This is a genomic window from Cupriavidus sp. UME77, from assembly GCF_014170355.1.
GTDB classification, from domain to species: domain Bacteria; phylum Pseudomonadota; class Gammaproteobacteria; order Burkholderiales; family Burkholderiaceae; genus Cupriavidus; species Cupriavidus basilensis.
Window position 1 is genome coordinate 246,918 of sequence record NZ_LZZU01000060.1, and the last position, 25,762, is coordinate 272,679.

At 65.5% G+C, this 25,762-nt stretch carries 21 protein-coding genes, 1 tRNA gene and 5 pseudogenes; 10 read left to right on the plus strand and 17 right to left on the minus strand.

Features of this window, described 5'->3' with window-relative positions; translation table 11 throughout:
* The first annotated feature begins 11 nt into the window (after positions 1-11).
* The 3 genes from A9975_RS24835 to A9975_RS24845 all read left to right on the plus strand — a co-directional run bounded on the left by A9975_RS24835 (position 12) and on the right by A9975_RS24845 (position 2,610).
* Entirely contained in the window at positions 12-1,616 is a 1,605-nt protein-coding gene (locus tag A9975_RS24835) for a glycerol-3-phosphate dehydrogenase/oxidase (RefSeq protein ID WP_183035081.1), read from the plus strand.
* A 117-nt stretch (positions 1,617-1,733) separates the two neighbouring features.
* The gene (locus A9975_RS24840) at positions 1,734-2,114 is read left to right on the plus strand and encodes an MliC family protein (RefSeq protein ID WP_183035082.1); all 381 of its coding nucleotides are present in this window, start codon (positions 1,734-1,736) and stop codon (positions 2,112-2,114) included.
* Positions 2,115-2,223: 109 nt separating this feature from the next.
* Positions 2,224-2,610, plus strand: coding sequence for a hypothetical protein (locus A9975_RS24845; RefSeq protein ID WP_043347745.1), 387 nt, complete (start codon positions 2,224-2,226; stop codon positions 2,608-2,610).
* Between the two features lie 540 nt (positions 2,611-3,150).
* Here A9975_RS24845 and A9975_RS24850 read toward each other — a convergent pair.
* Positions 3,151-3,435, minus strand: a complete 285-nt coding sequence (locus A9975_RS24850; protein ID WP_043347749.1) for a hypothetical protein — start codon at positions 3,433-3,435, stop codon at positions 3,151-3,153.
* 127 nt (positions 3,436-3,562) lie between these two features.
* Entirely contained in the window at positions 3,563-3,790 is a 228-nt protein-coding gene (locus tag A9975_RS24855) for a hypothetical protein (RefSeq protein WP_150983206.1), read from the minus strand.
* A gap of 202 nt (positions 3,791-3,992) precedes the next feature.
* Between A9975_RS24855 and A9975_RS24860 the strand changes: the two genes are divergently transcribed.
* Positions 3,993-5,264: a serine hydrolase gene (locus A9975_RS24860; protein WP_183035083.1), complete on the plus strand. Its 1,272-nt coding sequence runs from the start codon at positions 3,993-3,995 to the stop codon at positions 5,262-5,264.
* 102 nt (positions 5,265-5,366) lie between these two features.
* Here the strand turns inward: A9975_RS24860 and A9975_RS24865 are convergent, their stop codons facing one another.
* The 7 genes and pseudogenes from A9975_RS24865 to A9975_RS24890 form a co-directional block, all read right to left on the minus strand.
* Positions 5,367-5,651 (minus strand): hypothetical protein, encoded by a 285-nt coding sequence (locus tag A9975_RS24865; RefSeq protein ID WP_043347757.1) that lies wholly within the window; start codon positions 5,649-5,651, stop codon positions 5,367-5,369.
* Between the two features lie 118 nt (positions 5,652-5,769).
* A complete protein-coding gene (locus A9975_RS24870) occupies positions 5,770-5,991 on the minus strand; it encodes a hypothetical protein (RefSeq protein ID WP_253927639.1) in 222 nt (73 codons plus the stop codon).
* 89 nt (positions 5,992-6,080) lie between these two features.
* Positions 6,081-6,284 (minus strand): hypothetical protein, encoded by a 204-nt coding sequence (locus A9975_RS24875; protein ID WP_043347764.1) that lies wholly within the window; start codon positions 6,282-6,284, stop codon positions 6,081-6,083.
* An 82-nt stretch (positions 6,285-6,366) separates the two neighbouring features.
* A pseudogene (locus tag A9975_RS24880) lies at positions 6,367-7,589 on the minus strand (CaiB/BaiF CoA transferase family protein).
* 42 nt (positions 7,590-7,631) lie between these two features.
* Positions 7,632-8,022, minus strand: a pseudogene (locus tag A9975_RS38170) (tripartite tricarboxylate transporter substrate-binding protein); the annotation flags it as partial.
* Positions 8,010-8,204 carry a hypothetical protein gene (locus A9975_RS38175; protein ID WP_255503417.1) on the minus strand — a complete coding sequence of 65 codons (195 nt, stop codon included), beginning with the start codon at positions 8,202-8,204 and terminating at the stop codon, positions 8,010-8,012. The pseudogene A9975_RS38170 and the gene A9975_RS38175, both read right to left, overlap by 13 nt.
* Positions 8,205-8,285: 81 nt before the next feature.
* Positions 8,286-9,032, minus strand: a pseudogene (locus tag A9975_RS24890) (acyl-CoA dehydrogenase family protein); the annotation flags it as partial.
* A 187-nt stretch (positions 9,033-9,219) separates the two neighbouring features.
* Here A9975_RS24890 and A9975_RS38180 point away from each other — a divergent pair.
* Together A9975_RS38180 and A9975_RS38185 are read left to right on the plus strand one after the other, a co-directional pair.
* A pseudogene (locus tag A9975_RS38180) lies at positions 9,220-9,972 on the plus strand (IclR family transcriptional regulator); the annotation flags it as partial.
* Between the two features lie 10 nt (positions 9,973-9,982).
* Positions 9,983-10,369 carry an IclR family transcriptional regulator C-terminal domain-containing protein gene (locus tag A9975_RS38185; protein WP_370565434.1) on the plus strand — a complete coding sequence of 129 codons (387 nt, stop codon included), beginning with the start codon at positions 9,983-9,985 and terminating at the stop codon, positions 10,367-10,369.
* Between the two features lie 27 nt (positions 10,370-10,396).
* On the opposite strand, the gene A9975_RS24900 is transcribed toward A9975_RS38185, so the two are convergent.
* From A9975_RS24900 to acs, 4 genes are all read right to left on the minus strand, one after another.
* Complete coding sequence (locus A9975_RS24900) at positions 10,397-10,777, minus strand: DUF5594 family protein (protein WP_183035085.1); 381 nt, start codon at positions 10,775-10,777, stop codon at positions 10,397-10,399.
* A gap of 516 nt (positions 10,778-11,293) precedes the next feature.
* A tRNA-Ser gene (locus A9975_RS24905) sits at positions 11,294-11,383 on the minus strand.
* Positions 11,384-11,445: 62 nt separating this feature from the next.
* Positions 11,446-13,497 carry a VC_2705 family sodium/solute symporter gene (locus A9975_RS24910; RefSeq protein WP_183035086.1) on the minus strand — a complete coding sequence of 684 codons (2,052 nt, stop codon included), beginning with the start codon at positions 13,495-13,497 and terminating at the stop codon, positions 11,446-11,448.
* A 101-nt stretch (positions 13,498-13,598) separates the two neighbouring features.
* Positions 13,599-15,581, minus strand: coding sequence for an acetate--CoA ligase (gene acs, locus A9975_RS24915; RefSeq protein WP_183035087.1), 1,983 nt, complete (start codon positions 15,579-15,581; stop codon positions 13,599-13,601).
* 398 nt (positions 15,582-15,979) lie between these two features.
* Here acs and A9975_RS24920 point away from each other — a divergent pair, with 398 nt between their 5' ends.
* Positions 15,980-16,924 (plus strand): DMT family transporter, encoded by a 945-nt coding sequence (locus tag A9975_RS24920; RefSeq protein WP_183035088.1) that lies wholly within the window; start codon positions 15,980-15,982, stop codon positions 16,922-16,924.
* 109 nt (positions 16,925-17,033) lie between these two features.
* Here A9975_RS24920 and A9975_RS24925 read toward each other — a convergent pair whose 3' ends face one another.
* The 3 genes from A9975_RS24925 to A9975_RS24935 all read right to left on the minus strand — a co-directional run bounded on the left by A9975_RS24925 (position 17,034) and on the right by A9975_RS24935 (position 19,940).
* Positions 17,034-18,299: a HAMP domain-containing sensor histidine kinase gene (locus A9975_RS24925; RefSeq protein WP_183035089.1), complete on the minus strand. Its 1,266-nt coding sequence runs from the start codon at positions 18,297-18,299 to the stop codon at positions 17,034-17,036.
* Positions 18,296-19,048, minus strand: coding sequence for a response regulator (locus tag A9975_RS24930; RefSeq protein WP_183035090.1), 753 nt, complete (start codon positions 19,046-19,048; stop codon positions 18,296-18,298). Before A9975_RS24930 ends, A9975_RS24925 begins: the two co-directional genes overlap by 4 nt.
* Positions 19,049-19,130: 82 nt before the next feature.
* A complete protein-coding gene (locus A9975_RS24935) occupies positions 19,131-19,940 on the minus strand; it encodes a hypothetical protein (RefSeq protein WP_183035091.1) in 810 nt (269 codons plus the stop codon).
* Between the two features lie 285 nt (positions 19,941-20,225).
* Between A9975_RS24935 and A9975_RS24940 the strand changes: the two genes are divergently transcribed.
* Together A9975_RS24940 and murI are read left to right on the plus strand one after the other, a co-directional pair.
* Positions 20,226-21,749: a fumarate hydratase gene (locus tag A9975_RS24940; protein ID WP_183035092.1), complete on the plus strand. Its 1,524-nt coding sequence runs from the start codon at positions 20,226-20,228 to the stop codon at positions 21,747-21,749.
* Between the two features lie 96 nt (positions 21,750-21,845).
* Positions 21,846-22,658: a glutamate racemase gene (murI, locus tag A9975_RS24945; protein WP_183035093.1), complete on the plus strand. Its 813-nt coding sequence runs from the start codon at positions 21,846-21,848 to the stop codon at positions 22,656-22,658.
* Positions 22,659-22,686: 28 nt separating this feature from the next.
* On the opposite strand, the gene A9975_RS24950 is transcribed toward murI, so the two are convergent.
* A complete protein-coding gene (locus A9975_RS24950; RefSeq protein ID WP_183035094.1) occupies positions 22,687-24,987 on the minus strand; it encodes an AAA family ATPase in 2,301 nt (766 codons plus the stop codon).
* 448 nt (positions 24,988-25,435) lie between these two features.
* On the opposite strand from A9975_RS24950, the pseudogene A9975_RS38595 reads away from it, so the two are divergent.
* Positions 25,436-25,595 (plus strand): annotated as a pseudogene (locus A9975_RS38595) (energy transducer TonB); the annotation flags it as partial.
* Positions 25,596-25,762 lie beyond the last annotated feature (167 nt).

Sequence of the window (25,762 nt, forward strand, 5' to 3'; positions counted from 1 at the left end):
AACAAGGAATCATGCAGACACTGCACACCCCCATCCTGCCGCCCGACCGCGCCACCCTGCTCGCCACCCTCGAGCGCGAGCCGAAGTGGGATGTCATCGTCATCGGCGGCGGCGCCACCGGCCTGGGCACGGCGGTGGATGCCGCCTCGCGCGGCTACCGCACGCTGCTGGTGGAGGCCGCGGACTTCGCCAAGGGCACCTCAAGCAAGGCCACCAAGCTGGTTCACGGCGGCGTGCGCTACCTCGCGCAGGGCAATATCAGCCTGGTGCGCGAGGCGCTGCATGAGCGTGGCCTGCTGGCCCGCAACGCGCCGCACCTGGTATGGCCGCTCGGCTTCGTGGTGCCGGCCTACCAGTTGTTCGACCAGCCCTTCTACGGCATCGGCCTGAAGCTATACGACATGCTGGCCGGCGGCCTCAACCTGTCCGGCAGCCGCTGGCTCAACCACCGCGAAACCCTGGCGGCGGCGCCGACCCTGGCCGAGCATGTGGGCGGGCGGCCCCTGCGTGGCGGCAACCTGTATTTCGACGGGCAGTTCGACGACGCCCGCCTGGCCATCGCCCTGATGCGCACGCTCTTCGACGTGGGCGGCACGGCCATCAACTACCTGCGCGTGAGCGGGCTGTCGCAGCGCAACGGGGTGATTGACGGCGTGACAGTGAAGGACGTGCTGGGCGACGCCAGCTTCGACCTGAAGGCGTCCTGCGTGATCAACGCCACCGGCGTGTGGGTCGATGCCGTGCGCCAGATGGAAGACGGCCAGGCCCGCAGCATGGTGGCCCCCAGCCAGGGCGTGCACCTGACCTTGCCGCGCAGCTTCCTGCCCGGCGACCGTGCCATCCTGATCCCCAAGACCGATGACGGCCGTGTGCTCTTCGTCGTGCCCTGGAACGGCCACACCATCATCGGCACCACCGATACGCCGCGCAAGGACCTGCCGCTGGAGCCGCGCGCCGGCGCCGACGATGTCGATTTCATCCTGGAGACCGCCACGCGCTACCTGTCGCGCGCGCCAACCCGTGCCGACGTGACCAGCGTCTGGGCCGGCTTGCGCCCGCTGGTCAAGGCCACCGGCGAAGCCTCCACCGCCTCGCTCTCGCGCGAGCACACCATCCTGGTGTCCAAGGCCGGCCTGATCACCGTCACCGGCGGCAAGTGGACCACCTACCGCAAGATGGCCGAGGACGTGGTGGGCACGGCCATCCAGCGCCAGATGCTGCCGGCCGCGCCCTGCGTGACAGCGGATCTGCCGCTGCACGGCGCGCAAGGCTTGCCCGCTAACCTGCCCGCGCCGGGCAGCGGCTCGCCGGACCGTTACTACGGCAACGAGGTCGGCATTCTGCACACGCTGCCCGGCAACGACGAAATGCTGGTGCCCGGCGCCGGGTTGACCGCCGCCCATGTGCGCTTTGCCGCGCGTTTCGAACTGGCTCGGCGAGTCGAGGACGTGTTGGCGCGCCGCAATCGCGCCCTGTTCCTGGAAGCCAGCGCCGCGAGCGCGGCAGCGCCACGGGTGGCCGAGATCCTGGCCGAGGAACACGGCCACGACGCCGCCTGGCAAGCGGCCGAGGTAGCCAGCTTCCGGGAGCTCGCAAGCGGCTATATGCTGGCCTGACACCCCGCCCCGCGGCAGGGATGCCACCCGGCCGCGCATCCCGCGGGGAATGCGCCAGCCACGACCTGGGCCGCCTCATCGGCGTCTTGCTACCGCGCTAGCTAACAAGGAAACCAGATGCCTCTTCGTTCGCCCGTGCCTCGCTTCACGACCTGCGCCATCGCCATCGCCGCCGCCATCGGCCTGGCCGTTGCCCCCGCCATGGCCAAGCCCGGCATCGACGGCGTGCGCTTCGACCCGCCCCGTACCGTGCGCTACCAGTGCGACGACGGCAAGCAGGTCACGGCGCGCTATTTCAACAGCACCGACAACCAGATCGCCATCCTGCGGCTGGATGGCAAGCCGCTGCTCTTTGTCAGCGTGCTGGCCGGCTCGGGCGCCCGCTATGCGCATGGCGCCTATCTGTGGATCACCAAGGGCGACGAAGGCTTGCTGCAGGACCTGACCAAGGGCGAGAGCGCGCCACCGGCCTACGCCAACTGCCACGCGGCGAAATAGGGCTCCGGAGCGGCGCCCAGGCGGCGCCCGAGCAGGTCATCGCCAGAACATTTTGGTGCTTGTGCCCTGGCCGAGCGATAATGCGGGTTATCGAATCAGGGAGAACACCATGGACGAGATTGATGATCTGTCCGATCTGCCGATGCCCCGCTTTATCTGGGGCTTCGCGATCTTTACGCCCAAGGGCGGCGAGGTCATGCATGACGAATTTGAATATCTGACCCACACCCGCGCGCCCCGCTTCACCTGCCGGGTGGTCGAACTGGAAGACATGCCGGTCGACAGCGAGGAAAGCGGCATCGACGGGCGCATCGTGCATTACGACGAGCCCGGCCGCCTGTTCTACATCTCCGACGCCGGCATCGCGCTGGTGAACTTTGAGCTGTTCGACAAAGTGCCGGAGAAGCAAAAGCTCAAGAAAATCTGCGATGAAGCCATCGAAAACTGGATGCTTCGCCGCGATTTCCTCGACTCGGAAGAGGGCGAAGAGGACTGAGCGCCCTTTGCTCCACCCCGTGGGGATGACGACCAGAAGGTTGTGATCCCCTGGAGCGGTCCCGGCGGCCGCTCCGTTCCCTCCGCCCTGGCATGCCTCGCCGCGGGCAACCACACTGCCCCGAGTCTTTCCCCCCTCCCCCCGTCAGCCCAGTCCTACACCGCAAGCGGAAACCGCCGGACACCGTGCCAAAACGGCCGTGCCTATAGTGGAACCGTGGAAAACAGATAGGAAAGGAAGGAAATCATGCCCTACATTCTCGCCTGGCTGCTCGGTGTCCCTGCCTTTGTATTGCTGCTGATCTGGCTGTTCGTGCATTGAGGTTTTGCCCTCGCTCACACAGGAACGGCATCCGGCAAACCACCCCTGAATCCCCCCCTTCAAAAGCAAAGACAAAAGCAAAACGCCCGCTGAAACCCAGCGGGCGTTTTGCTTGCTTCTGTTTGCTTCTATCTGCTACGGTCTTGCCTACCACACCGTTCGCGTGGACAAAAAGGCACAAACCAGTGCTTCATGCCCACTCGGCCCGGCGCGCCGCAATCAGGCTGCCGCGTCTTCCTGCGGCAGGCCGCGTTCCAGCGCTTCTTTCAGCAGGCCGCTCATGCCACCAGCATGTGCCGGTGCCAGTGCCTGCAGGCGCTTCACCAGCTCGGCATCCAGCTTGCACGCAAACGGCACCAGGCCTTGCTCCTGGTCGAGCCGGCGCTGTTCGCGGCGATCGACCTTGGCCGGGCCGGTATCACGGCCGGCACGGACTGCGGCGGACAGCTTCAGGCTGTTTGCGAGCTTCAACGCTTTGTTCTTTTCGAGGTCGGTCTTTTTCACGGCTTGTTCCGCTAGAGTCTGTCTGGGGCGGTATTGTACGCAGGTCGGCGGGAGCGCCGGCCTTTCCGTCGTGCACATGACGCGATGCATGCCTGGCCGGCACTGCATCGCGCCACCACGCCAGCCCCTACCGCGCCTGCCTCACCTCGATCAAATCCGCCGCCACCCGCTCGATCTCCGCATAGACGGGAAGCGCCTCGTCGGGTCCGGTGCACCCGACACCGGTCGCGCTGGCTTCGTCCGCGCCCAGCGGATGAAAGACAAAGGCCATGCCTGGCTTCCACCTCGGGTCGTTCTTCAGGCTTTCATTGAGGATGGCCAGGTACTGGCTGCGAGTGAACACGTGTTTTGACATCTTCACCTCCAATAATTTGTCGGGATCCTAGCATGGCACGCGGCCCGATTCGGGTGAGCCTCGATTCACGCGCGCCAACCCGCATGCCATGATCGTCTTGCTTTTGCCGCAATCGAGCCCTTCCCGATGCCACATCGGTGCCACACCGAGGCTGCATCGATAAGACATTGCCAAGACAACGATAAGACAAAGGATGAGACAAATGATACGTAGCACTTTGCCAGCGCTGGCGGTCGCACTGCTGGCCGCCTGCGCGGCCCCGGCCAACACGCAAAATACCGCACCGCTCACGACCGGCTTCTCCGCCACGCAACTAGACAGCATGAGCGCACGCGTGCGTGCCGATGTCGCGCAGGGGCGCATTCCCGGAGCCGTCTACCTGGTGGCCCGCAACGGCAGCATCGTCAACACGCAGACCATTGGCTGGCAGGACGCGGCAGCCAAGGTGCCGATGCGCCCGGACTCGATTTTCCGCATCTACTCGATGAGCAAGCCGATCGTTTCGGTGGCAGTCATGATGATGGTCGAGGACGGCCGCATCCAGCTGGCCGACCCGGTGTCGAAGTACCTGCCCGAGCTCAAGGACCTGCGCGTTGGCGTGGAGAAGACCGACGCTGCCGGCAAGCCCGTGCTGGAACTGGTACCCGCCCAGCGCGAAATGACCGTGCAGGACCTGCTGCGCCACACGTCTGGCCTGACCTACGGCGTGTTCGGCAAGTCGCTTGTCAAGGAGGAATACAAGCGGCTGGACGTGGATGCCACCGAGCAAAGCAATACCGAGTTCATCGCGCGTCTCGCCAAGGTGCCGCTGCAGTTCCAGCCCGGCACCACTTGGGAATACAGCCGCTCCACCGATGTCTTGGGCGCCCTGCTCGAACGCGTGTCGGGCCAGACGCTGGCCACGCATCTGCAGCAGCGGATCTTTACGCCATTGCAGATGAAAGACACCGGTTTCTGGGTTCCGCCGGCACAGCAAGGCCGCATTGCTGAGCCCTTTGCGGTCGATCCCGACAGCAAGGTGCCGGTCGGGCTGATCGACGTACGCCGCGCCCCGAAGCTTGAATCGGGCGGCGGTGGCCTGGTGTCGACCGCGGCCGACTACTTCCGCTTTGCCCAGATGCTGCTCAATGGCGGCGAGATCGACGGGGTGCGCCTGCTATCGCCCAAGACGGTCGCCTACATGACGGCCGACCACCTTGGCGTCGTGGGTGCCCGTTCCCTGGCGCGCGGCGCGGCCTACCTGCCGGGGCCGGGCTATGGCTTTGGCCTGGGTTTCGGCACGCGCACGGGCATCGGCGAATCGGCCACGCCGGGATCGGTCGGGGACTACTACTGGGGCGGGGTCGGGGGCACCTACTTCTGGGTCGACCCGAAGGAGAAGACCGTGGCGATCTGGATGATGCAGGCGCCGGGGCAGCGCGAGTATTACCGCGCGTGGTTCAGGAACACGGTGTACAGCGCCATGACGCCATAACGTCATAGCGCCGTGATGAAGCGCCGCGGTGGCCGCCCGCTGCCACCGCGGCTGGCGTGCCTGCCGTGCCTGACCGCCCCCCCAAAGGCGCCTTACAGCACCCTACAGCGCAGCAACGGACTCGCCCGGCACCAGGCCGTTGATGATGTCCTCGCCGAACTTCACGGCGCCGCGGCGCGCGGTGCCGATATTGTCCCAGGGCGCGGCGCTGAGGCGAAACACGCGCGAGCGCTCGGTCCCCGGCTCATGCCCTTCGCGGCAGATCACCACCGACGCGTTGAAGCTGCGATCCGGCCGGCGCTCGGGCCAGGTACGTTCCGCCTGGTGACGATAGATCAGCGGGTAGAGATCGAAGCCTTTGTAGCGGGTGAAAGGTCCAGTGTCCAACTTGCGCTCCCCTGTCGATGATGGATGGGTGGATGCGGCCGGCGCCGCGCCTCCACGGATTCGCCCCGCCCTGTTGCCAGGCGGTGGCGGGAATGCTTTTCGGGCAAATCGGGCCGCGTCAGTCTGCGGGCTGTATCGACCAACCCGGCCCCTTGCCGTTCTTGTCGCTCTCATGGCGCCAGCGGCAGCCGCAATCGGCACAGGTGTAGGTGGCAAAGGTGATCGCGGGCTGGCCACGCGGCTTGATGCGCTGCGTATCCGTCAGAAGCAGCCGGGGATGCCCCGTGCCACCGGTCGAGCCGGGCCGTATCTGCGCACAGGCCTCGCACATGCTCATCATCGCTCCCGCGCCTTGCGCATGCAGTCAGCGAGCGGGCCGCTGCGCGCCGGCAGTGTCAATGCTGCGCTTTCCCATGGCGCGCGACGCGGCTACTTATCCGCCGCCATCGCCTTGAGCTGCGCGTCGCCAGCCACGCGCGCCGCGTCCGAGGTGGTGAAGGTATCGTCCGAAACAATGGTGCGCTTGACCATCTGCGCAGCGAAGTCGACCAGCGTGATCACCCACACATAGCGCCCGGCCTGCGGCGCTGTCTGGACAATTGCCTGAAGATGCGGCGTGGAATCCTTAGCCATGATGCTCCTCCGGAGAATCGGATCAGGCCACTGTAGCACGAGTTGCGCATGAGGCTGCCGCAGCGCCGGCACGCCGCGCCTTTCAGACTACATGCAGTTCGCGCAGCGTTTCCAGATCGGCCGGCGTCAGGCCAAGCTCGGCGTAAAACGCCGCGTTATGCTCGCCCACCGCGGGGCCGCTGCGGGGTGCCGGTGGCGCATAGCCGGAAAGCCTCGGCACCATGCAGGGTGCGGGAATCGAGCCGAGATCGGGGTCGGGGTCGGGCAGGCGGACGACCGCGCCGCGTGCCTGGAAATGCGGGTTCTCCAGGATATCGACAATGGTGAAGATCTTGCTGAACGGGATCTCGTGCGCGCCCAGCGCCCGCGCCACGGCTTCGTAAGCATGCGCGGCAAACCAGGCCTTGACGATGGCGTCGAGCGCATCGAGATGGCGCACGCGCGCCGGGTTGCTGGCATAGCGCGGATCGTCGGCCAAGGCTGGTTCGCCGATGGCATGGCAGAGCCGGCGGAAGATCGGGTCCGATGACGCCGCGAGCGACACCCAGTGCCCATCCGCGGTCGCGTACATATTCGACGGCGCGGTGTAGGTGGCGCGATTGCCCGCGCGCTGGCGCACCTGCCCCAGTTGCTCGTACTCCACAGCCAGCGGCTCCAGCAAGCGGAACAGTGCCTCGGTGGCCGACAGGTCGATCTCGCGGCCGCGCGCCGGCTGTCGGCCACGGCGCCCGCGATCGAGAACGCGCCGAACAGGCCGGCCACCATGTCGCCCATCGGATAGTTCATGTGCATCGGCGAGCCCGACGGATCGCCCGCCAGGTTGGTGAACCCGCTCATCGCCTCGAACACGCGCGCAAAGCCGGCTCGCCCCGCATACGGCCCGGTCTGGCCAAAGCCGGTCAGGCGCAGGATCGTCAGGCGCGGATTGGCCGCGCGCAAGGTCTCGGCGTCGAGCCCCCATCGGTCCAGCGTGCCGGTGCGGAAATTCTCTACCAGCACATCGAACCGCGGCAGCATCTTGAGGAACAGCGCGCGTCCTTCGGGCTTGCGCACATCCAGCGCGATGCCGCGCTTGCCGCGATTGGTGACCTTCCAGTACAGCGGCAGCTTGCCCTTCACCGGCGCAAGCCCGCGCAGCGGATCGGTGCCATCGGGCAACTCGAGCTTGACGACTTCCGCGCCCATGTCCGCGCACAGCGTGCTGGCAAATGGCGCGGCGACTACCGTGGCCATGTCGAGGATGCGCACGCCGGCAAGCGGTCCGTTCTGCTGCGCGGCGCACGCGTCTTGATCTATGTGGTTCATGCGGGTCCCGGGGCAATATGCTGGTGTGATGGAAATGGCCTCTTAGTCGAGCGTGGTGCCGGTCGACTTCACCAGCGCGGCCCACCACGCCGTATCACTGCGGATCAATGCGGATCAATGCGGCGAACTGCTCGGGCGAGTTGCCTACCGGCTCCGCGCCCAGGTCCACCAGGTGTTTGCGAATCTGCGGCTTGGCCAGTATCTTCACGGTCGCATCATGCAGCTTGGCAATGATCGGGCGCGGCGTGCCCGCCGGCGCCATCAGCCCCTTCCACGCGGTCACCACATAGCCCTTGAGCCCCGCCTCCTCGACCGTCGGCACATCGGGCAAGGCGCTGGCGCGCTTGTCGCTGGCCACCGCCAGGGCACGCAGGCGGCCCGATTGCACAAACGGCAGCAACGCCGGCATGTTGTCGATCATCAACGTGATATGCCGAGTTCTTCCTTCAATTGCTCGGCCAGCAAGCGCGCCAGCGTGCCGGTGGACCCACCCGGCGGGAACGGCACGACCAGGCGGATCACTTTGACGGGATAGCTTGCCTCGGCCAGCGCCGGTTGCGCAAGCCCAAGCAGGGTCAGCAGGACGGAGCCCGCGGCAAGCAAGGTTTTCAACATGGGGTCTCCTCGACGCAATGACGCAATGACGCAACGACGCCGCCTGGCAAATCGGCCGGCGGCTGTTCTGCACTTTCTTGATCAGCTCGCCGCGGCCTGCGCCAGCGTGCGCTTGGCGATATTGAGCTGGTGGATCTGGCTGGTGCCTTCGTACAGGCGGAACAAGCGTACGTCGCGATAGAAGCGCTCGATGCCGAAGTCCGCGATATATCCATAGCCGCCAAACATCTGTACGCAGCGATCCGCCACGCGCCCGCACATCTCGGAGGCGAAGTACTTGCACATCGAGGCCTGCATGGTCACGTCCTCGCCGCGATCGCGCTGGCGCGCCGTTTCCATGATCAGCGCGCGCGCTGCAAAGATCTCGGTCTGGCAATCGGCGATCATCGCCTGCACCAGCTGAAATTCCGACAGCGGCTGGCCGAACTGCTGGCGCCCGGTGACAAAGCGGATCGTTTCGTCCAGCATGCGGATGGCCGGCCCGGTGCACAGCGCCGCCAGATGGATGCGCTGTTTGTTGAGCACCTTCATCGCCGTGCGAAATCCCTGCCCTTCCTCGCCCCCGATCAGGTTGGCGCCGGGCACGCGGCAATCGTTGAAGTGCACCTCCGAGACCGGCGAGCCCTCTTGCCCCATCTTGCGATACGGCTGCCCCGTGGTCAGGCCCGGCGTGCCGCGCTCAACAATAAACGCCGAGATGCCGGCGGCCCCGCTACGCGCGGGATCGGTACGCGCCATCACGGTGAACAAGCCCGCAATGGGCGCATTGGTGATGAAGCACTTGGTGCCGTTGAGCACATAGTGGTCGCCGTCGCGCCGCGCGCAAGTCGTCGTGCGGCCGGGATCGGCTGCGTGGAAATCAGCGTAGCAACCCGTGCCTGAAAAGCGGATCGAAGTTTCGCTATCTTGAACGCGAGGCGTGCCCGGAATACCCGGCAATAGCTATGATGGATGCGTACTCCGCCCCTGCGATGCAGCCATGCGCCGCCTTTGAACCGCTTTTCTCTCACGCCAGATGCCGCCCCGCCCCCATCATCCGGACCCCGCCTTCGCCAACACGCTGGCGCACGGCCTGGCACTGCTGCAGTGCTTTCGCGTGGGAGAACCGGTCATGAGCAACAAGCAACTGGCAGAGCGCACCGGGCTGTCCAAGGCCACCATCAGCCGCCTGACATACACGCTGGCGGCACGCGGCCTGTTGCTCTACGACACCGATCTGCGCCGCTACCGGCTGGGCTCCACTGCGCTCTCGCTTGGCTACCCGCTGCTAGCCAGCCTCAAGGTCAGGCAGCTTGCGCGCCCGCTGATGAAGCAGCTCGCCGACAAAGTGGGCGGCTCGGTCTCGCTCGGCCTGCGCGACCGGCTGCAAATGGTCTACGTGGAAACCAGCCGCGGGCACGACGCCATCGCCTTCCGGCCCGATATCGGCGCATCGCTGCCCATGCTCCCCACCGCCATTGGACGCGCCTGGCTGTGCCAGGCATCCCCCGACGAGCGCGAGCCGGTGCTGGCGGCGCTACGCGCCAGCGACGCCGCGCAATGGCAGGCGCACGCCGCCGCGCTGGAAGCCGCGGCGCACGATTTCGCTACGCTCGGCTTTTGCCTGTCGCGCGGGGAATGGCAGCGCGACGTGCATGCCGTGGCCGTGCCGATGCGTGCCGCGATCGACGGCGAGGTGCTGGTCTTCAATTGCGGGGCGCCAGGCGGCAGGATGACGCCACGAAAGCTCGAACGCGAAATGGGGCCGCGCCTGCTGCGGATGGACCGACAGCCTTGTCGTGACGCCGGACATCGGCGCCGCGCTGCCCATGCTCACCACCGCCATCGGCAAGGCCTGGCTATGCAAGGCGCCTGCCGAAGAGCGCGAAAGCATGCTCAATCGCCTGCGCCTCCAAGACCCCGATGCCTTCCTGCGCTTCCAGCCACTGCTCTTGCGCCTGCGGCAGGATTTCGAGGCCAAGGGCTACTGCGTGAACCGTGGCGAATGGCGCAGCGATGTCCATGCCGTTGCCGTGCCGCTGTTCCGGCCGGTGGATTCGCAATGGCTGATCTTCAACTGCGGGGTATCGGCGCAAGCCAGGCCATTCGCCGCGCGCGAGCGGGAAGTCGCGCCGGGGCTGATGGACCTGGTGCGAAACGTGGAGAGGCTGCTGGGGATGCGGTGAGAACGCCCGAACAACTCAAGCTCAGCCTCAATGCTCGAAATCCAGCCCGCCAAGCAGCACGGTAGGGTCCGCCTGCGAGCGCGTCCCGAAATCGATCTGCCGGGGCGTTTGCCACGCGCGCATCTTGCCCGGCAGGGCCGCGAGATAGTGCTCGAATTTTTCCGCGCCACCTGCGGCGAACAGCGCTTCCACCTCGAGGCCGTCCCACGACAGGTAGACGTTCAATGGCTGCGTGAACCGCTGCGGCGCATCGAATGGCTCGCCGCAGAGGCGGACGCGCGCTGCGCGGCCAGGCCTCTCGTCCGGCACCACCTCGACGTGAATGCGGCGCTTGAACAAATCCGCGATCGTCTGCGCAATCCGCGGGGCGAACTCCGCATTGAAACGCGCTGCAATGTCTTGGCTCACTGTGTGTCTCATCCCGGTTTTTTATCGATCGTAGCACGGCGCGTTTGCCGCGACGGCATTGGGAATACCCATGGATCGCCACGTGCAGCAGAACTCACAAGCACGATGAACCACCGGCAAAAACCGTCCATGAGAGCCACCAGCAACCCGCCAGTAAACTCAGGTTGACCTCGACTTCTGCTGACCTATACTGGAGTCCTGCCGACTGAGACACGCAGTAGCAAAGCGAAGGTAAGTGGCAGATGATCCTCTGGCCAACATGGCAGTGAGATCGAGCAAGCCGATTAGGCTTGCAAGTCCGAACCGGATCCCAATGAGTTTGCCGACCCGGTTCGGTCCCCTCCCTCTTCCCCTTCCCCCATTCAACCGCGGGAAATAAAAAAGCACCTGCTACAGGTGCTTTTTTTTATGTGTGGAGAGTTCGCGCATGCCAGCGCGCAAGACACGCGCACCGCTCCTGAATCTTCCCCGGAAATAGAAAAAGCCCTTGAATATCAAGGGCTTTTTCCGTTGTTCTGGCGGAGAGACGGGGATTCGAACCCCGGATAGGTATTAACCTATACACGCTTTCCAGGCGTGCGACTTAAACCACTCATCCATCTCTCCAGCAAGTCCGCGAGTATATCAGAGTGTTGTTTCGCAAATCTAGTGTTTCGTGATCGAAGGCACTATCCGCGTCGCAAGTACGTCACGAGACGGTCGATCACCGGGGCGTTGCGCGGCGTCAGCAGGCTGACCAGGATGGCCACGGCAAAGCCGGCGGGCACGCCGAATGCGCCGGAAGCGATCGGGTCCACGCCGAACCAGCGATTGCCGAAAATGCCGGTCATGCGGGTAAAGAACGGGTAGTTGACGAAGATATAGTAGACCGCCACACCGAGTCCGGCCACCATGCCTGCCACCGCGCCCGCGGCCGTGGTGCGACGCCAGAAGATCGCCAGCACCAGCACCGGGAAGAAACTGGACGCGGCCAGCGAGAAGGCCGCGCCAACCAGAAAGAGAATATTGCCGGGGCGCAGCGAGGTGACGTAAGAGGCAAACAGGGCCACGCCCAGCAGCACGATCTTGGCCGTGGTGACGCGCCGCTGGTGACTCGCGGTGCGATCGACCATGTGATAGAAAACGTCGTGCGACAGCGCGTTGGCAATGGTGAGCAGCAAGCCGTCGGCGGTGGATAGCGCGGCCGCCAGCGCGCCCGCGGCAACCAGACCCGAGATCACGTAAGGCAAGCCCGCGATTTCCGGTGCGGCCAGCACGATCATGTCGGGCTGGATGAGGATCTCCGCCCACTGCACGATGCCGTCGCCGTTCACATCGCGAATGCCGAACACCGGCGGATCGACCTTGCGCCATTGCACCACCCACTGCGGCAGTTCCGCGTATGGCGTGCCGACCAGGTGCTGGAAGAACTCGTACTTGACCAGCGCCGCCAGCGCGGGGGCGGAGACGTAGAGCAGCGCGATGAAGAACACCGCCCACGCCACCGAGTTGCGCGACTCCTTCACCGAGGGCGTGGTGTAGAGCCGCGTCAGGATGTGTGGCAGGCTGGCGGTGCCCAGCATCAGGCAGAACACCAGCAACACGAAGTTCAGCCGTTTGGTCTTGCGCTCCGCCTCCGAGGGCGACGGATAGGGCTCGGTCGACGGCGTGGAAGGCTGGCTGCGCGCCAGGGCTTCTTCGCGCTGCTGGTTCCATTGCTGCTGGGCCGCCGCAATGTCACGCGGAAACTCGACCCGCTCGCGCTCCACCGTCTTGATCTCGCGCAGCGGTGCATTACGCAAGCGCAGCTCCTGCAAGCGCGCGGACAGCGCATTGCGCTCCTCATCGAACGATTGCGGCAGCCGCGAGATGCGGTCCTGCATCTGTACGGCCTGCTGGCGGTAGTACTCGCGCACGGCCTGCTCGGCCGGGTCGCGCTCGATGCTGCGCTCGCGCGTGTCAAGCTGCTGCAGCAGCGTGCCGTAGCTCAGTTGCGGCAGCGCCTGGTGATGGTGCTTCCACGCGATCATCGAGACCGTGACCAGGAAGGCCGCAATCAGCATGATGTATTGCGCGACCTGGGTCCAGGTCACCGCGCGCATGCCGCCAAGGAAGGAGCACACCAGGATGCCGGCCAGGCCGAAGAACACGCCGACGGCGAACTCCACGCCGATAAAGCGCGTGACGATCAGCCCGACCCCCTGGATCTGCGCCACCAGATAGACGAAGGAACATAGCGAAGCCGCCAGCACGGCGATCGCGCGCACCGGCATGTTGCCGCCGGGCTTGCCATTGCCATAGCGCGCCGCGAGGAAGTCGGGAATGGTGTAGCCGCCGTACTTGCGCAGGTAGGGCGCGAGCAGGAACGCGACCAGGCAATAGCCGCCGGTCCAGCCCATCACGTAGGCCAGGCCTTCGTAGCCCGACGCGAACAGGATGCCGGCCAGGCCGATGAAGGATGCCGCGCTCATCCAGTCGGCCGCGATCGCCATGCCGTTGAACAGCGCGGGCACGCGCCGGCCAGCTACATAGTATTCATTGAGGTCGGAGGTGCGGCAGATCAGCCCGATGCACGCATAGATGGCGATGGTGACGAACAGGAAGACGTAACCGAGCCAGAGGGCATCGCCGCTGGAATGCTCCAGCAGGCCCATCATGCCGATAAAGACAAATAGGCCTATCGTGAACAAGCCGTAGTACAGCAGCAGCCGTCGGCGAAAGCGCGACTGTTCATCAGGCATGGGAGCAGTGGTTGGGCAGCCGGGGTGGGCAAGCAAGCAACCTGCCGGCACGCGCAAGGCGTGCCGGCAGGGGCGGATGACCGCGCTATCGCGCTATCACGTTATTGTGCCTGCTTCAACTGCTCCAGGATGGCGGGGTTTTCCAGGGTGGACGTGTCCTGGGTGATTTCTTCGTTCTTGGCCAGCGAGCGCAACAGGCGCCGCATGATCTTGCCGGAACGCGTCTTGGGCAGGTTGTCGCCAAAGCGGATGTCGCGGGGCTTGGCGATCGGGCCAATCTCCTTGCCCACCCAGTTGCGCAGTTCGGCGGCGATCTGTTTGGCTTCTTCCTCGTTCGGGCGGGAGCGCTTGAGCACCACGAAGGCGCAGATGGCCTCGCCAGTCATGTCGTCCGGGCGGCCCACCACGGCGGCTTCCGCCACCATCGGGTTGGAGACCAGCGCGGACTCGATTTCCATCGTGCCCATGCGGTGGCCCGAGACGTTGAGCACGTCGTCGATACGGCCCATGATGGTGAAGTAGCCGGTCTCCTTGTCGCGGATCGAGCCGTCGCCGGCAAGGTACAGCTTGCCGCCGAGTTCTTCCGGGAAGTAGCTCTTCTTGAAGCGCTCCGGGTCACCCCAGATGGTGCGGATCATCGAGGGCCAGGGCCGCTTGACCACCAGGATGCCACCGCTGCCATTCGGCACGTCCTGCCCTGTCTCGTCGACGATGGCCGCGATGATGCCCGGCAGCGGCAAGGTGCACGAGCCCGGCACCAGCGGCGTGGCGCCCGGCAGCGGGGTGATCATGTGCCCGCCGGTCTCGGTCTGCCAGAAGGTGTCGACCACCGGGCAGCGCTCGCCGCCGATATTCTGGTAGTACCACATCCACGCTTCGGGGTTGATGGGCTCGCCCACCGTGCCCAGCAGGCGCAGGCTGGACAGGTCGTATTGCCTGGGATGGATCTTCTCGTCGGCCTCGGCCGCCTTGATCAGCGAGCGGATCGCGGTCGGCGCGGTGTAGAAGATGCTGACCTTGTGGCGCGCGATCATGTCCCAGAAACGGCCGGCGTTGGGATAGGTAGGCACCCCTTCGAACACCACCTGCGTGGCGCCGGCGGCCAGCGGGCCGTAGGCGATGTAGGTGTGCCCGGTGACCCAGCCGATATCGGCGGTACACCAGAACATGTCGTCGGGCTTGATGTCGAAGCTCCATTTCATCGTCATCAGCGCCCACAGCAGGTAGCCGCCGGTGCTGTGCTGCACGCCCTTGGGCTTGCCGGTTGAGCCCGAGGTGTAGAGCACGAACAGCGGATGCTCGGCGCTGACGGGCTCGGCTTCGCAGGTCTGCGGCTGGCCGGCGGCGACATCGTCCATCCAGCGGTCGCGGCCCTCGGCCCAGTTGACCTTGCCGCCGGTGCGGCGGTACACGATCACGCTCTTCACGGCTTCGCAGCCGCCCAGCGCCAGCGCTTCATCGGCGATGGCCTTGAGTGGCAGCGCCTTGCCGCCGCGCATCTGCTCGTCGGCGGTGATCAGCGCCACCGCGCCCACGTCGACCAGCCGCTCTTGCAGCGACTTGGCGGAGAAGCCGCCGAACACCACCGAGTGCGTGGCGCCAAGGCGCGCGCAGGCTTGCATGGCGACGACACCCTCGACGGACATGGGCATGTAGATGACGACGCGGTCGCCCTTCCTGATGCCCAGCGCCTTGAGGCCGTTGGCAAACTGGCACACCTTGGCATGCAACTGGCGATAGGTGACCTTGGTAACGGTGCCCTCGTCGGCCTCGAAGACAATGGCTACCTTCTCGGCATTGCCGTTGTCCAGGTTGCGGTCCAGGCAGTTAAAGGAGGCATTGAGCTCGCCGTCCTCGAACCACTTGTAAAACGGCGCATTGCTCTCGTCCAGCACCTTGGTGAAGGGCTTGGTCCAGTGCAGTTGCTCGCGGGCGTGGCGCGCCCAGAAACCCTCGTAGTCGCGCTCGGCTTCGTCGCACAAGGCACGGTAAGCCTCCATGCTTGGGATCGCGGCTTGCTTGGCGAACGACTCCGGGGGATTGAAAATACGATGCTCCTGCATCACGGACTCGATGGCGGACATTTGTTTGTCTCCTGATATAGCGTGGCTGCCTGGCTGCGAACTTACGCTCGACGGCTTACTTAAACCTGACGCTGCCAAACCCGACCCGCTCGCATGCCGGTACCCGTGCGCCGGCTGCTGCGGCGCACCATGGATAACGGCAGGACACGGGTACGGATGTGCAGCCTTCTCCATTAGGCTAGCACAGCTATAATGCCGCGAGCCCTATCCCGAACACGGCGCTGCGGCATTGCGGACCTTCGCCGGCAGACATGCTCAGCGCAACGCGCCACCGCGAGCCGCCTGCCATCGCTCGCCAAATCCGCGCCAAACCGTCGCCAAAGCGCGGCCAGTATCGTGCCAGAACCAGGCCAGAAGCCGGCCGGAACCCGACCAAACAGCGCCGCCACCCAGACCCCGTGCCCATCTACGCCCTCTTCCTGATTGCCTCAATGGCCCTGGTCGGCAGCAATGTCGGGCTGGGCAAGGCAATCGTCGCCTACGTACCCATCCTGCTGTTCGCGCTGCTGCGCTTCGCCATCGCCATTGTGTGCCTGGCACCCTGGTACCGCCCCGCGCGCATGCGCGCCGTCTCGCGGGGCGAATGGTTCAACCTCTTCCTGCAAGCCTTTTTCGGCACGTTCCTGTTCACGCTGCTGATGCTGGGCGGCGTGCGGCTGACCAGCGCCATGGCCGCAGGCGTGATCACCAGCACCATCCCGGCGACCGTGGCCCTGCTCTCGTGGCTGATCCTGCGCGAGCGGCTATCACGGCGCACCGTGTTCTCGGTCTTGCTGGCGGTGGCGGGCATCGCGGTGCTGAATGTGGCGCGGGGCACGGACCGCGGCGGCGGCGGCGCTGCCGACATCGGCGGCGAGCATGCGCTGCTCGGCAACCTGATGATCATGGGCGCGGTGATCTGCGAATCGATCTACGTGATCCTCTCGCGGCGCCTGGCACAAACCCTGGCGGCCATCGAGATCTGCGCCTATACGCACTTGATCGGCGGGCTGCTGATGCTGCCACTGGGCCTGATGCCACTGCTGCATTTCGACATGGCATCGGTTCCGGCGAGCATATGGTGGATGGTGCTCTGGTATGCGCTGTCGGCCAGCATCTTCTCGTTCTGGCTGTGGATGAAAGGCGTGCGCCATGTGCCGGCACAGATGGCGGGCGTGTTCACTGCGGTGCTGCCGATCGCGGCCGCCACCTACGGCATCGTGTTCCTCGGGGAGACGCCGGGCTGGCCGCACGGCGTGGCGCTCGCCTGTGTGCTGGCCGGCATCGCGCTGGCGAGCTGGCCCGGACCGCTGGCCCGCCGCGCGTGGCGCGCCAGCAGGACAGAGGCGCGCAACGCCGACTAGCCGCACGCGGGCAAGGCGCCAGGGCCTGCCCATTGAGAGGCTTCGGCCCGATGCCGGCATTACGAAACCGCAGCCAGGGCTGCGGTTTTTTTCGCCGGAAGCCAGCGCTTCATGCCACCGGATGCTCTAGTGGTTTCGGAGCGGGCAGCACGAGGCAGACCTGGAAACCGCCCCCCGGCGCATTGCGAGCGAGGCATTTCCCCCCCATGCGTTCCACCAGGCGGCTTACAATTGCCAGCCCAAGGCCACAATGGCCGTCGCCGCCGCGCGAGGTGTCTAGCCGCACGAATGGACGCATCGCCACCTCGACCTGCGCATCCGGCATGCCCTCGCCATGGTCGCGTATCACGATATGCCAGTGCTCGCCGTCCAGCCGGGTTTCGATCTGGATCGGCGGCATGCCATACTCCAGCGCGTTGTCCACCAGGTTGGTGACCATCCGGTCCACCAGCGTGCGCGGCAACACGAACCGCGGCCCGGCGTCCAGGCGCAACTGGAACAACGCGCCGGAAAACTGCTGGCGCAGGAAGGCATCGACTTCGATGGCCGGACCGGGATCGGGACTCTCGTTCGCGTACTCCAGGAACTGGTTGACGATATGCGTGATCGAATCGATGTCCTGCACAAAGCCACCGCGCTCAGCGGTGTCCGCGAGCACGTCGGCGCGCAGGCGCAGCCGGGTCAGCGGCGACTTCAGGTCGTGCGCCACGCCGGCGAGCATGACCGCCTGGTTCTCGCGGCTCTCCGCCTGCCTGCGCATCATGTCGTTGAAGGACTCGGCCAGATAGCGCAACTCGGACGGGCCCGTCACCGGAATCAGCGCCGCGCTCCCGCTATTGCCAAGCTCGCGCGCGGCACCGGCCACACGGGCGATCGGGCGCTGCATCTGCCATGCGACGAACAGGGACAGCAGGATCGCCGCGACCAGCATGCCCGTGGTTTCAAAGACGAACGGCGGCAGTGGCGGCGGCCGCATGTCCAGTGCCATGACCGCCCAGCGGGACTGCCCGGGAAGGCGCGCCCACAGGTGCGGCGGCCACGCCTGGTCCACGCGCAGCTCCGACCCCGCTGGGAGCCCTTGCCGAAGGTCGCGCAGCAGATGGCGCAAGGGCCCATGCTCTGGCAACGGGCCGGCGGCGGGCTCGGTACCAAGGGCGGCAAGCCGGATGGCGGCGCCTGGCTTGCGCTCCGCGCCGGCACCCGGCCTCGCGTCGAGCGTGCCCAGCGCCAGCACGATGCCCCGTGCCATGCCGTCCGCCTGGCCATGCGGGCGCAGGTGAAACATCAGCGCGGTCCAGCCCAGATGGACAATGACGAGCACGGAGACCGATAGCACCGCCATGCGCCCAAACAGCGTATTGAACGGATTTTTCATGTGTCCGGCGCTTCGTCGAGGTCGTCGGCTTCGTCGGCGCAGAACGCGTCGAGCCCGGGGACAAAGACGTAGCCGCGGCCCCGCACGGTCTGGATGTAACGAGGCACGGATGGATCCTCCTCGATCACGCGGCGCAAGCGCCAGACCGGCACATCCAGGCTGCGGTCGCGGAAATGCATGTCGGAGCCATAGAGACGGTCGTGCAGCCGGGCGCGCGAAAGCACCTTCATCGGGTGGCCGGTGAAGACCTTGAGCATGGCGAATTCGGTATCGCGCAAAGGCAGGCGCTCGCCGTCGCGCGTCAGGATGCGGGCGGAAAAGTCGACGTCGAACGGACCAAAACTGTAAGAGAGACGCTGCTCCGGCGCGCTCCCCGGGGCCTGCGGGCGGCGGCGCAGGACCGCGTGGATCCGCGCCAGCAATTCGCGCGAGCAAAATGGCTTGGGCAGGTAATCGTCGGCGCCAAGCTCCAGGCCCGCGGCACGGTCGGCGGCCTCGCCGCGCGCCGACAGGAAAATCATGGGCACATCGTCACCGGCAGCGCGCACTTCCTGCAACGCGCTCAGCCCATCCTTGCGCGGCATCATGATATCGAGCAGCACCACCGATGGCCGCTCTTGCGTGAGGCGGCGCGACAAATCGTAGCCGTCATGCAGCACCGACACCGTCATGCCGCTGGATAGCAGGATGCGTGACAGCAGGTCACAGGCGACGGGGTCGTCGTCGACGAGAAGCACGTGAGGAGTCATGAATGTAAAGGCGCGCGCACGCTGCCGGGGCAGCGTGCGCAGGGCGTGCCGGGAACAGCAGCACGCCCTTGCGGGTGGTTCTTTATGCCTGCGTGGTAACGAAGTTACCAACGGTGCTCATCGTACCTTTGCCGCTGCTCAGGTTGGCCGAGAGCGTCTGCAGGAACGACTGCAAGGATACCGTCGATCCCGAGCTACCGGATTGCTGAAGCGCGGAAAAATCCGTCTCGAGGGTCGCGAGCGTTGCTGAGGCCGGGTTGCTGGCGCTATCCGAACCGGCACCACTCGATGAAGTGCTGCTGGCGCCAGCTTCTTGCGCCAGGCTGGACAGATCCGCGCTGACGCTCTGGTAGTGGTGATGGTGGTGGTGATGGCCGGTGGCGGCAGCCGGCGATTGGGTCGTCTGCGTCGCATCGGTGCCGGTCGCGCTGGCTACGGTGCTGTCGGTCGAGCTGGCGGCGGTGGTAGCGGTGGTAGCAGCGCTCGTGCCCTGGCTCGCGGTGGTGCCGGCAGCCTGGGCGGCAAGTGCCTGGAACAGCGCGCCGACGAACGCCTGCACCGCGTTGCCGGACGCATCGGCGCTGTCCGTTGCGCTGGACGCGGTGCTGCTGCTGGCGGCGGCGCCCGAAGCGCTGCTGGCAGAGGTGGCGGAAGTGGCAGACGAGGCGGACGCCGCGGTCGTCGAACTGTCCGTGCTGGACGACGAGGTCGTGATGCCCAACTGCGCCAGCGTTTGCTGAAGTGCCTGCATCAGCGCATCGGCCGGATTGCTGGCCGAGTTGCTGGTGTCGCTGCCACCGGACGCATCCTGGCCACCGCAGCTTTTGCCGGTGGGCTGCGTCTGAAAGAGGCTGGACAGCGACGTGTTGCTGCCAATTGCGCTCAAGGTCATGGTCACATCTCCGTTATTGAGGAGATGCCAAGATAACCGCCGGCCCACCGTGAACATGCGCCAAGGAGAAAACGGAATCGGGGCCTTTTCACCCGCCCGTAAGGCCCTGTAAGGCATGCGTCGCAGGCAGGCGACGAACTTCGCGGCAGGAAGCGCGCATCGGCCGGCCGTGCGCAGCGAAGCGCACCTGCGGCCCTGTCGACAGGCGCATGCAGTCAGGCACCTACCCCTCGCTAGGTGTATGATTTCGGGCTGAATTTCCCCTCGACTGTCCTCCCCACAAAAATGACTGTCATCAAACAAGAAGACCTCATCCAGAGCGTCGCCGACTCCCTGCAATACATCAGCTATTACCACCCGATGGACTACATCACCAGCCTGGGCCGTGCCTATGAGCTGGAGCAGAGTCCCGCGGCCAAGGATGCGATCGCGCAGATCCTGACCAATAGCCGCATGTGCGCTGAAGGCAAGCGCCCGATCTGCCAGGACACCGGCATCGTGACCATCTTCGTCAAGGTCGGCATGGATGTGCGCTGGGATGGCGCCACCATGGGCCTGTCGGACATGATCAACGAAGGCGTGCGCCGCGGCTACACCAACCCGGACAACGTGCTGCGCGCGTCCATCGTGAGCCCGCCCGAAGGCGGCCGCAAGAACACCAAGGACAACACCCCTGCCGTGATCCACTACGAAGTGGTGCCGGGCAATACCGTGGACATCCAGGTGGCGGCCAAGGGCGGCGGCTCGGAGAACAAGTCGAAGTTCGTCATGCTCAACCCGTCCGACTCCATCGTCGACTGGGTGCTCAAGACCGTGCCGACCATGGGCGCTGGCTGGTGCCCGCCGGGCATGCTGGGCATCGGCATCGGCGGCACCGCCGAGAAGGCCATGGTCATGGCCAAGGAATCGCTGATGGACCCGATCGACATCCAGGACGTGATCGCTCGCGGCCCGCAGGACTGGATCGAGGAAATGCGCGTCGAGCTGTACGAGAAGGTCAATGCGCTGGGCATCGGCGCGCAAGGCCTGGGCGGCCTGGCCACCGTGCTGGACGTCAAGATCATGGGCTACCCCACCCACGCTGCCTCCAAGCCGGTCGCGATGATCCCGAACTGTGCGGCCACCCGCCACGTGCACTTCACGCTGGACGGCAGCGGCCCGGCCAAGCTCGAAGCGCCTGACCTGTCGGCCTGGCCGAAGGTCGAGTGGGCACCGAACACCGAGACCTCCAAGCGCGTCGACCTGAACACGCTGACGCCGGCAGAAGTCGCCTCGTGGAAGCCGGGCCAGACCCTGCTGCTCAACGGCAAGATGCTGACCGGCCGCGACGCCGCGCACAAGCGCATCGCCGACATGCTGGCCAAGGGCGAGAAGCTGCCGGTGGACTTCACCAACCGCGTGATCTACTACGTGGGCCCGGTCGATCCGGTGCGCGACGAGGCCGTCGGCCCGGCAGGTCCCACCACCGCTACCCGCATGGACAAGTTCACCGAGATGATGCTGGCCGAAACCGGCCTGATCTCGATGATCGGCAAGGCCGAGCGCGGCCCTGTGGCGATCGAGGCCATCAAGAAGCACAAGTCTGCCTACCTGATGGCAGTCGGCGGCGCGGCCTACCTGGTGGCCAAGGCTATCCGGCACGCCAAGGTGGTCGGCTTCGAAGACCTGGGCATGGAAGCCATCTACGAGTTCGACGTCAAGGACATGCCCGTGACGGTGGCCGTGGACAGCGAAGGCACCTCGGTGCACAAGACCGGCCCCGCCGAATGGCAAGCCAAGATCGGCAAGATCCCGGTCGCTGCGCTGTAACACGCGCCACGCCGTGACAGCGATGCTGTGCGCAGAAGCCGGGTCATCCGACCCGGCTTTTTGCTACCTAAACTCTTGATTGCCTCGATCCTTCCTGTGAACAACGCACCCATCGGCATCTTTGATTCCGGCCTCGGCGGCCTGTCCGTATTGCGCGAAATCCGTGCCCTGCTCCCGCAGGAATCGCTGATTTACGTAGCCGATTCGAAGTACGCGCCCTATGGCGAGAAGCCCGAGCAATTTGTCGAGGCGCGCACGCTGCAGGTTTGCGAATGGCTGGTGGCACAAGGCTGCAAGGCCCTGGTGATCGCCTGCAACACGGCGACCATGCATGCGGTGCAAACGCTGCGCGAAAAGCTCGCGTTGCCGATCATCGGCGTTGAGCCTGGCCTGAAACCCGCCGCCGCCGCCAGCCGCAGCAAAGTGGTTGGCGTGCTGGCCACGGGCAACACATTGAAGAGCGCAAAGTTCGGCCGGCTGCTTGCCTCCCTGGAAGGCGAGAGCCGCTTCCTCTGCGAGGCTGGCGTCGGGCTGGTGCCGCTGATCGAGCAAGGCGATGTGGATGGCCCGGCCGTGCGCGAGAAACTCACCACCTACCTGTCGCCCATGCTCGAGGCCGGCGCCGATACGCTGGTACTTGGCTGCACCCACTACCCCTTCCTGTCGGACACCGTGCGTGAACTGGTGGGCGATCGCTTGAAGCTGGTCGATACCGGTGACGCGATCGCGCGGCAACTTCAGCGCAAGCTGGCCGAGCACGACATGGCTGCAAACGCCGACGCGGTGCCCAAGGACCGCTACACCTCAACCAAGGATGCCGCCCATCTGCGCGCCATGGCCGCGGCGCTTCTGCATGTGGACGCGCCCGCGGAAACCCTGGTGATCGAGCCCGCGCCGGCATTCGACTGAGGCATCGGCTCCCGCTTCCCGCTTCAGGTCACTGCAGGAACCCCAGCGGCCGGCGCTGCCGCACGTCCGGCTTGACGGCATGTTCCTGGCGCAACTGCGCCAGGAACTCGTCTGGCGTCAGCGTCTCGCCGAGCAGCACGCACTGACGCTTGACCGTGGCAAAGTCGCCCGGCGTCAGGCAATCCATCTTCGCCAGTTCCTCGCGCATGGTGGCGTCCATGCGCTGCGGATCGGCATCCAGCGCTTCCTCGACGAACATCGCCGTGCGTTGCTCGGGCTTGAGCGGCAGGAAACGGATCTTGAACGAGAAGCGGCGCAGCGCCGCCTCGTCGATCCGCTCGAACAGGTTGGTGGTGCAAACGAAGATGCCGTTGAAGCGCTCCATGCCCTGAAGCATCTCGTTGACCTCGGACACCTCGTAATTGCGCACGGCGTTCTGCCGGCTTTGCATGAAGCTGTCGGCTTCGTCGAGCAACAGGATGGCGCCGTCTTCCTCCGCGCGCGCGAACATCGCCGCGATCTGCTGCTCGGTTTCCCCCACATACTTGCTCATCAGGTCGGAGGCACGCCGGATCATCAGCGGCTGCTCGAGCGCGGCCGCGATGTGCTCGGCCAGCGCGGTCTTGCCGGTGCCCGGGGGGCCATAGAAACACAAGGTGCCGCGCTGCCTTGCCTTGAGTGCCTGCACGATCTTGCCGACCTCGTAGCGCGTCTCCAGGTTCAGGTAATCCAGGCGGTAGTGCGTCACCACCGGGCGCCCTTCCACTTCCGGGCGCAAGCCCATGGCGCGGTCGGCATGGTCAAGCTGGCGCAAGATCAGCGCCTCCACCGGCTCGGCCACGCCCGAGCCCGCCAGTTGCACGAAGCGCGCGGCCGATTGCACCTGCGCCGGCGTCAAGGTCTTGCGCGCGGCCAGCGATGCGATAAAGGCGTCGCTCACGTCCAGCGTGCCCAGGTGCTTGCGAATGATGTTCTCGCGCACCAGCGGGGGCGGGATCTTCAGCTCAAGGTGAAACTGGAAACGGCGCAGATAGGCCGGGTCGATCTGGCGAATCGAGTTGGAGATCCAGATCACCGGGACCGGGTTCTGCTCCAGCGTCTGGTTGACCCAGGCCTTGCCGTTCACCGAGCCGCGCGGGTCCTCCTGGCCGAACAGGCTGGTGAGCTCGCGCGCGCTGCCCGGGAACACATCCTCGACTTCATCGAACAGCAGGGCCGTGCGCGGGCGGCCACGCAGGAACGCCTGCGACACCTGCAGCGAGCGATAGCGATCCTTGCCTGACAAGCTGTTGCCGTCGCGGTCCAGGCAGTCCACTTCGTACAACTCGCAGCCAGCCTCGCGCGCCAGCAGCCGCGCGAACTCGGTCTTGCCGGTGCCGGGTGGGCCGTAGATCAACACGTTGACGCCGCAGGCATGCTGCTGCGTGGCGTTGGCCAGCAGCGCCGACAGGTAGCGCGCATCGGTCTCGACGTGCGGATAGTCGCCGGTGCCAAGCGTGGGGGCTGCCGCCGGGCGCGTGAACACCGCCATCATCTCGGCTTCGTTCGCGTAGTTGCCAAGCAGGACATGCAGCAGCCGGTCCGACAGGCGCATCAGGTCGCCCAGGTCGGTCACGCTGTTCTCGGGCAGGGGCTGCTCGATCAGGTTGAGCGTCTCCAGGCGCGAACCGGGCCGCAGCGAAGCCGCCACCGCGGCCGGACTTGCGCCGGTCAAGCCGGCGAGGATCTGGAAGGCTTCCTGGCTGTGCGCCACCTTGCAGTCCACCATCACCGCGCGCAGGTCCCGCTTGTACTTTGCGAGCGCCGCGTACAGCAACAGCTTGCGCTCGTGCTCGGGCAAATCCAGCACATGGCTGAGCATGTCGATGTTACGCACCAGCAGCACGCGCTCGCCATCCAGCCGCGCTGCCAGCGCGGCCGCCGACGCATCGAACACGGCGAACATATCCTTGGCGTGATGCTTGACGTACTCATCCAGGTAGTAAAACAGCGCGCTCTCGTCGAACGCGCTGTTCCATTGCCCGTGACGCTCCAGGAATTCTTCGGGCGTGAGGCGCGCGGCGCCTTTCCAGGCAGGCATATCGGCGCAGCGCGCGGCAAGGAAACGCTGGACGCGCAACACCACGCCGTACGGCCACACCATCTCCTGGGCGCTGACTGTCAGGATGTCGTTGATATTGCTGCGCAGGTTGAATCTGGGCCCCAGCGAGCACACGACCCGCAGGGCGAACTGGGCGCACATCCAGTCGAGCGCGGAGGTGCATGGCGAGCCGGTCGCGGCACGCAGGAGGGTCGAGCGGTCGTCTTCGGCGAAACGGGTGAAATCCATGGCCTGGTCCTCTCGCACGGGGGGCGCCGCGGCCGGCGCGGCGAAATGCTCGAATGGCTCGAATGACTCGTCTATTTCCTATGCTAGCGCGCTTTGTGGCAGATCGGGCATTGCCGGCAACCCTGTGCCGTGTGAGAGCGCGCATTTTGTCGCAGCCCCGGGAAGGTATCGCCAAATCGGCGTATAAAGACGGCTGCGCGGCAGCGATTCAACGCATCGCACAAAATGCCACCAAATAAGAATCATTATCGTTTATACTGTCAGCCTGACACGCTGCCTCGAGAGCGGCGCTCCCACCGGCATCACTGTTGAAGGAGCGTTTATCATGGAATTGCTGCTTAGCTTGCTGGTCGGTTGTGGCATCTCGCTGATCCTGTTCTATCGCAAATAGGCCCTATCGCTAATAAAGCCGGCGCCGCGCCAATTCGCCGACATCTGCTGTTTTCTCATGTTCGATCAACGTTTTTTCAAGATCACGCTTGCCGTCCTGCTGTTCCACGTCGGCCTGCTTTACCTGATCCAGAGCGGGCTGGGGCGCAAGATCACGGAGGCCGTGATCTCGCCAGAAGTCGTCGCCCGCATCATCCCGCTCGAGCCACCCCAAAAGCCCGCCGTCGAGACGCCACAGCCCAACGTGGAACAGCAGGACGGCAAGCGTGATCTTGAAAAAACGTTGATCGAACATGAGAAAACAGCAGATGTCGGCGAATTGGCGCGGCGCCGGCTTTATTAGCGATAGGGCCTATTTGCGATAGAACAGGATCAGCGAGATGCC

What these genes read in the sequence shown, in the direction of transcription:
- A9975_RS24835 (WP_183035081.1), top strand. Translation starts at nt 12, where the DNA reads ATGCAGACACTGCACACCCCCATCCTGCCGCCCGACCGCGCCACCCTG.
- A9975_RS24840 (WP_183035082.1), top strand. Translation starts at nt 1,734, where the DNA reads ATGCCTCTTCGTTCGCCCGTGCCTCGCTTCACGACCTGCGCCATCGCC.
- A9975_RS24845 (WP_043347745.1), top strand. Translation starts at nt 2,224, where the DNA reads ATGGACGAGATTGATGATCTGTCCGATCTGCCGATGCCCCGCTTTATC.
- A9975_RS24855 (WP_150983206.1), bottom strand. Translation starts at nt 3,790, where the DNA reads ATGTCAAAACACGTGTTCACTCGCAGCCAGTACCTGGCCATCCTCAAT.
- A9975_RS24860 (WP_183035083.1), top strand. Translation starts at nt 3,993, where the DNA reads ATGATACGTAGCACTTTGCCAGCGCTGGCGGTCGCACTGCTGGCCGCC.
- A9975_RS24870 (WP_253927639.1), bottom strand. Translation starts at nt 5,991, where the DNA reads ATGATGAGCATGTGCGAGGCCTGTGCGCAGATACGGCCCGGCTCGACC.
- A9975_RS24875 (WP_043347764.1), bottom strand. Translation starts at nt 6,284, where the DNA reads ATGGCTAAGGATTCCACGCCGCATCTTCAGGCAATTGTCCAGACAGCG.
- A9975_RS38175 (WP_255503417.1), bottom strand. Translation starts at nt 8,204, where the DNA reads ATGTTGAAAACCTTGCTTGCCGCGGGCTCCGTCCTGCTGACCCTGCTT.
- A9975_RS24910 (WP_183035086.1), bottom strand. Translation starts at nt 13,497, where the DNA reads ATGCCTGATGAACAGTCGCGCTTTCGCCGACGGCTGCTGCTGTACTAC.
- acs (WP_183035087.1), bottom strand. Translation starts at nt 15,581, where the DNA reads ATGTCCGCCATCGAGTCCGTGATGCAGGAGCATCGTATTTTCAATCCC.
- A9975_RS24925 (WP_183035089.1), bottom strand. Translation starts at nt 18,299, where the DNA reads ATGAAAAATCCGTTCAATACGCTGTTTGGGCGCATGGCGGTGCTATCG.
- A9975_RS24930 (WP_183035090.1), bottom strand. Translation starts at nt 19,048, where the DNA reads ATGACTCCTCACGTGCTTCTCGTCGACGACGACCCCGTCGCCTGTGAC.
- A9975_RS24935 (WP_183035091.1), bottom strand. Translation starts at nt 19,940, where the DNA reads ATGACCTTGAGCGCAATTGGCAGCAACACGTCGCTGTCCAGCCTCTTT.
- A9975_RS24940 (WP_183035092.1), top strand. Translation starts at nt 20,226, where the DNA reads ATGACTGTCATCAAACAAGAAGACCTCATCCAGAGCGTCGCCGACTCC.
- A9975_RS24950 (WP_183035094.1), bottom strand. Translation starts at nt 24,987, where the DNA reads ATGGATTTCACCCGTTTCGCCGAAGACGACCGCTCGACCCTCCTGCGT.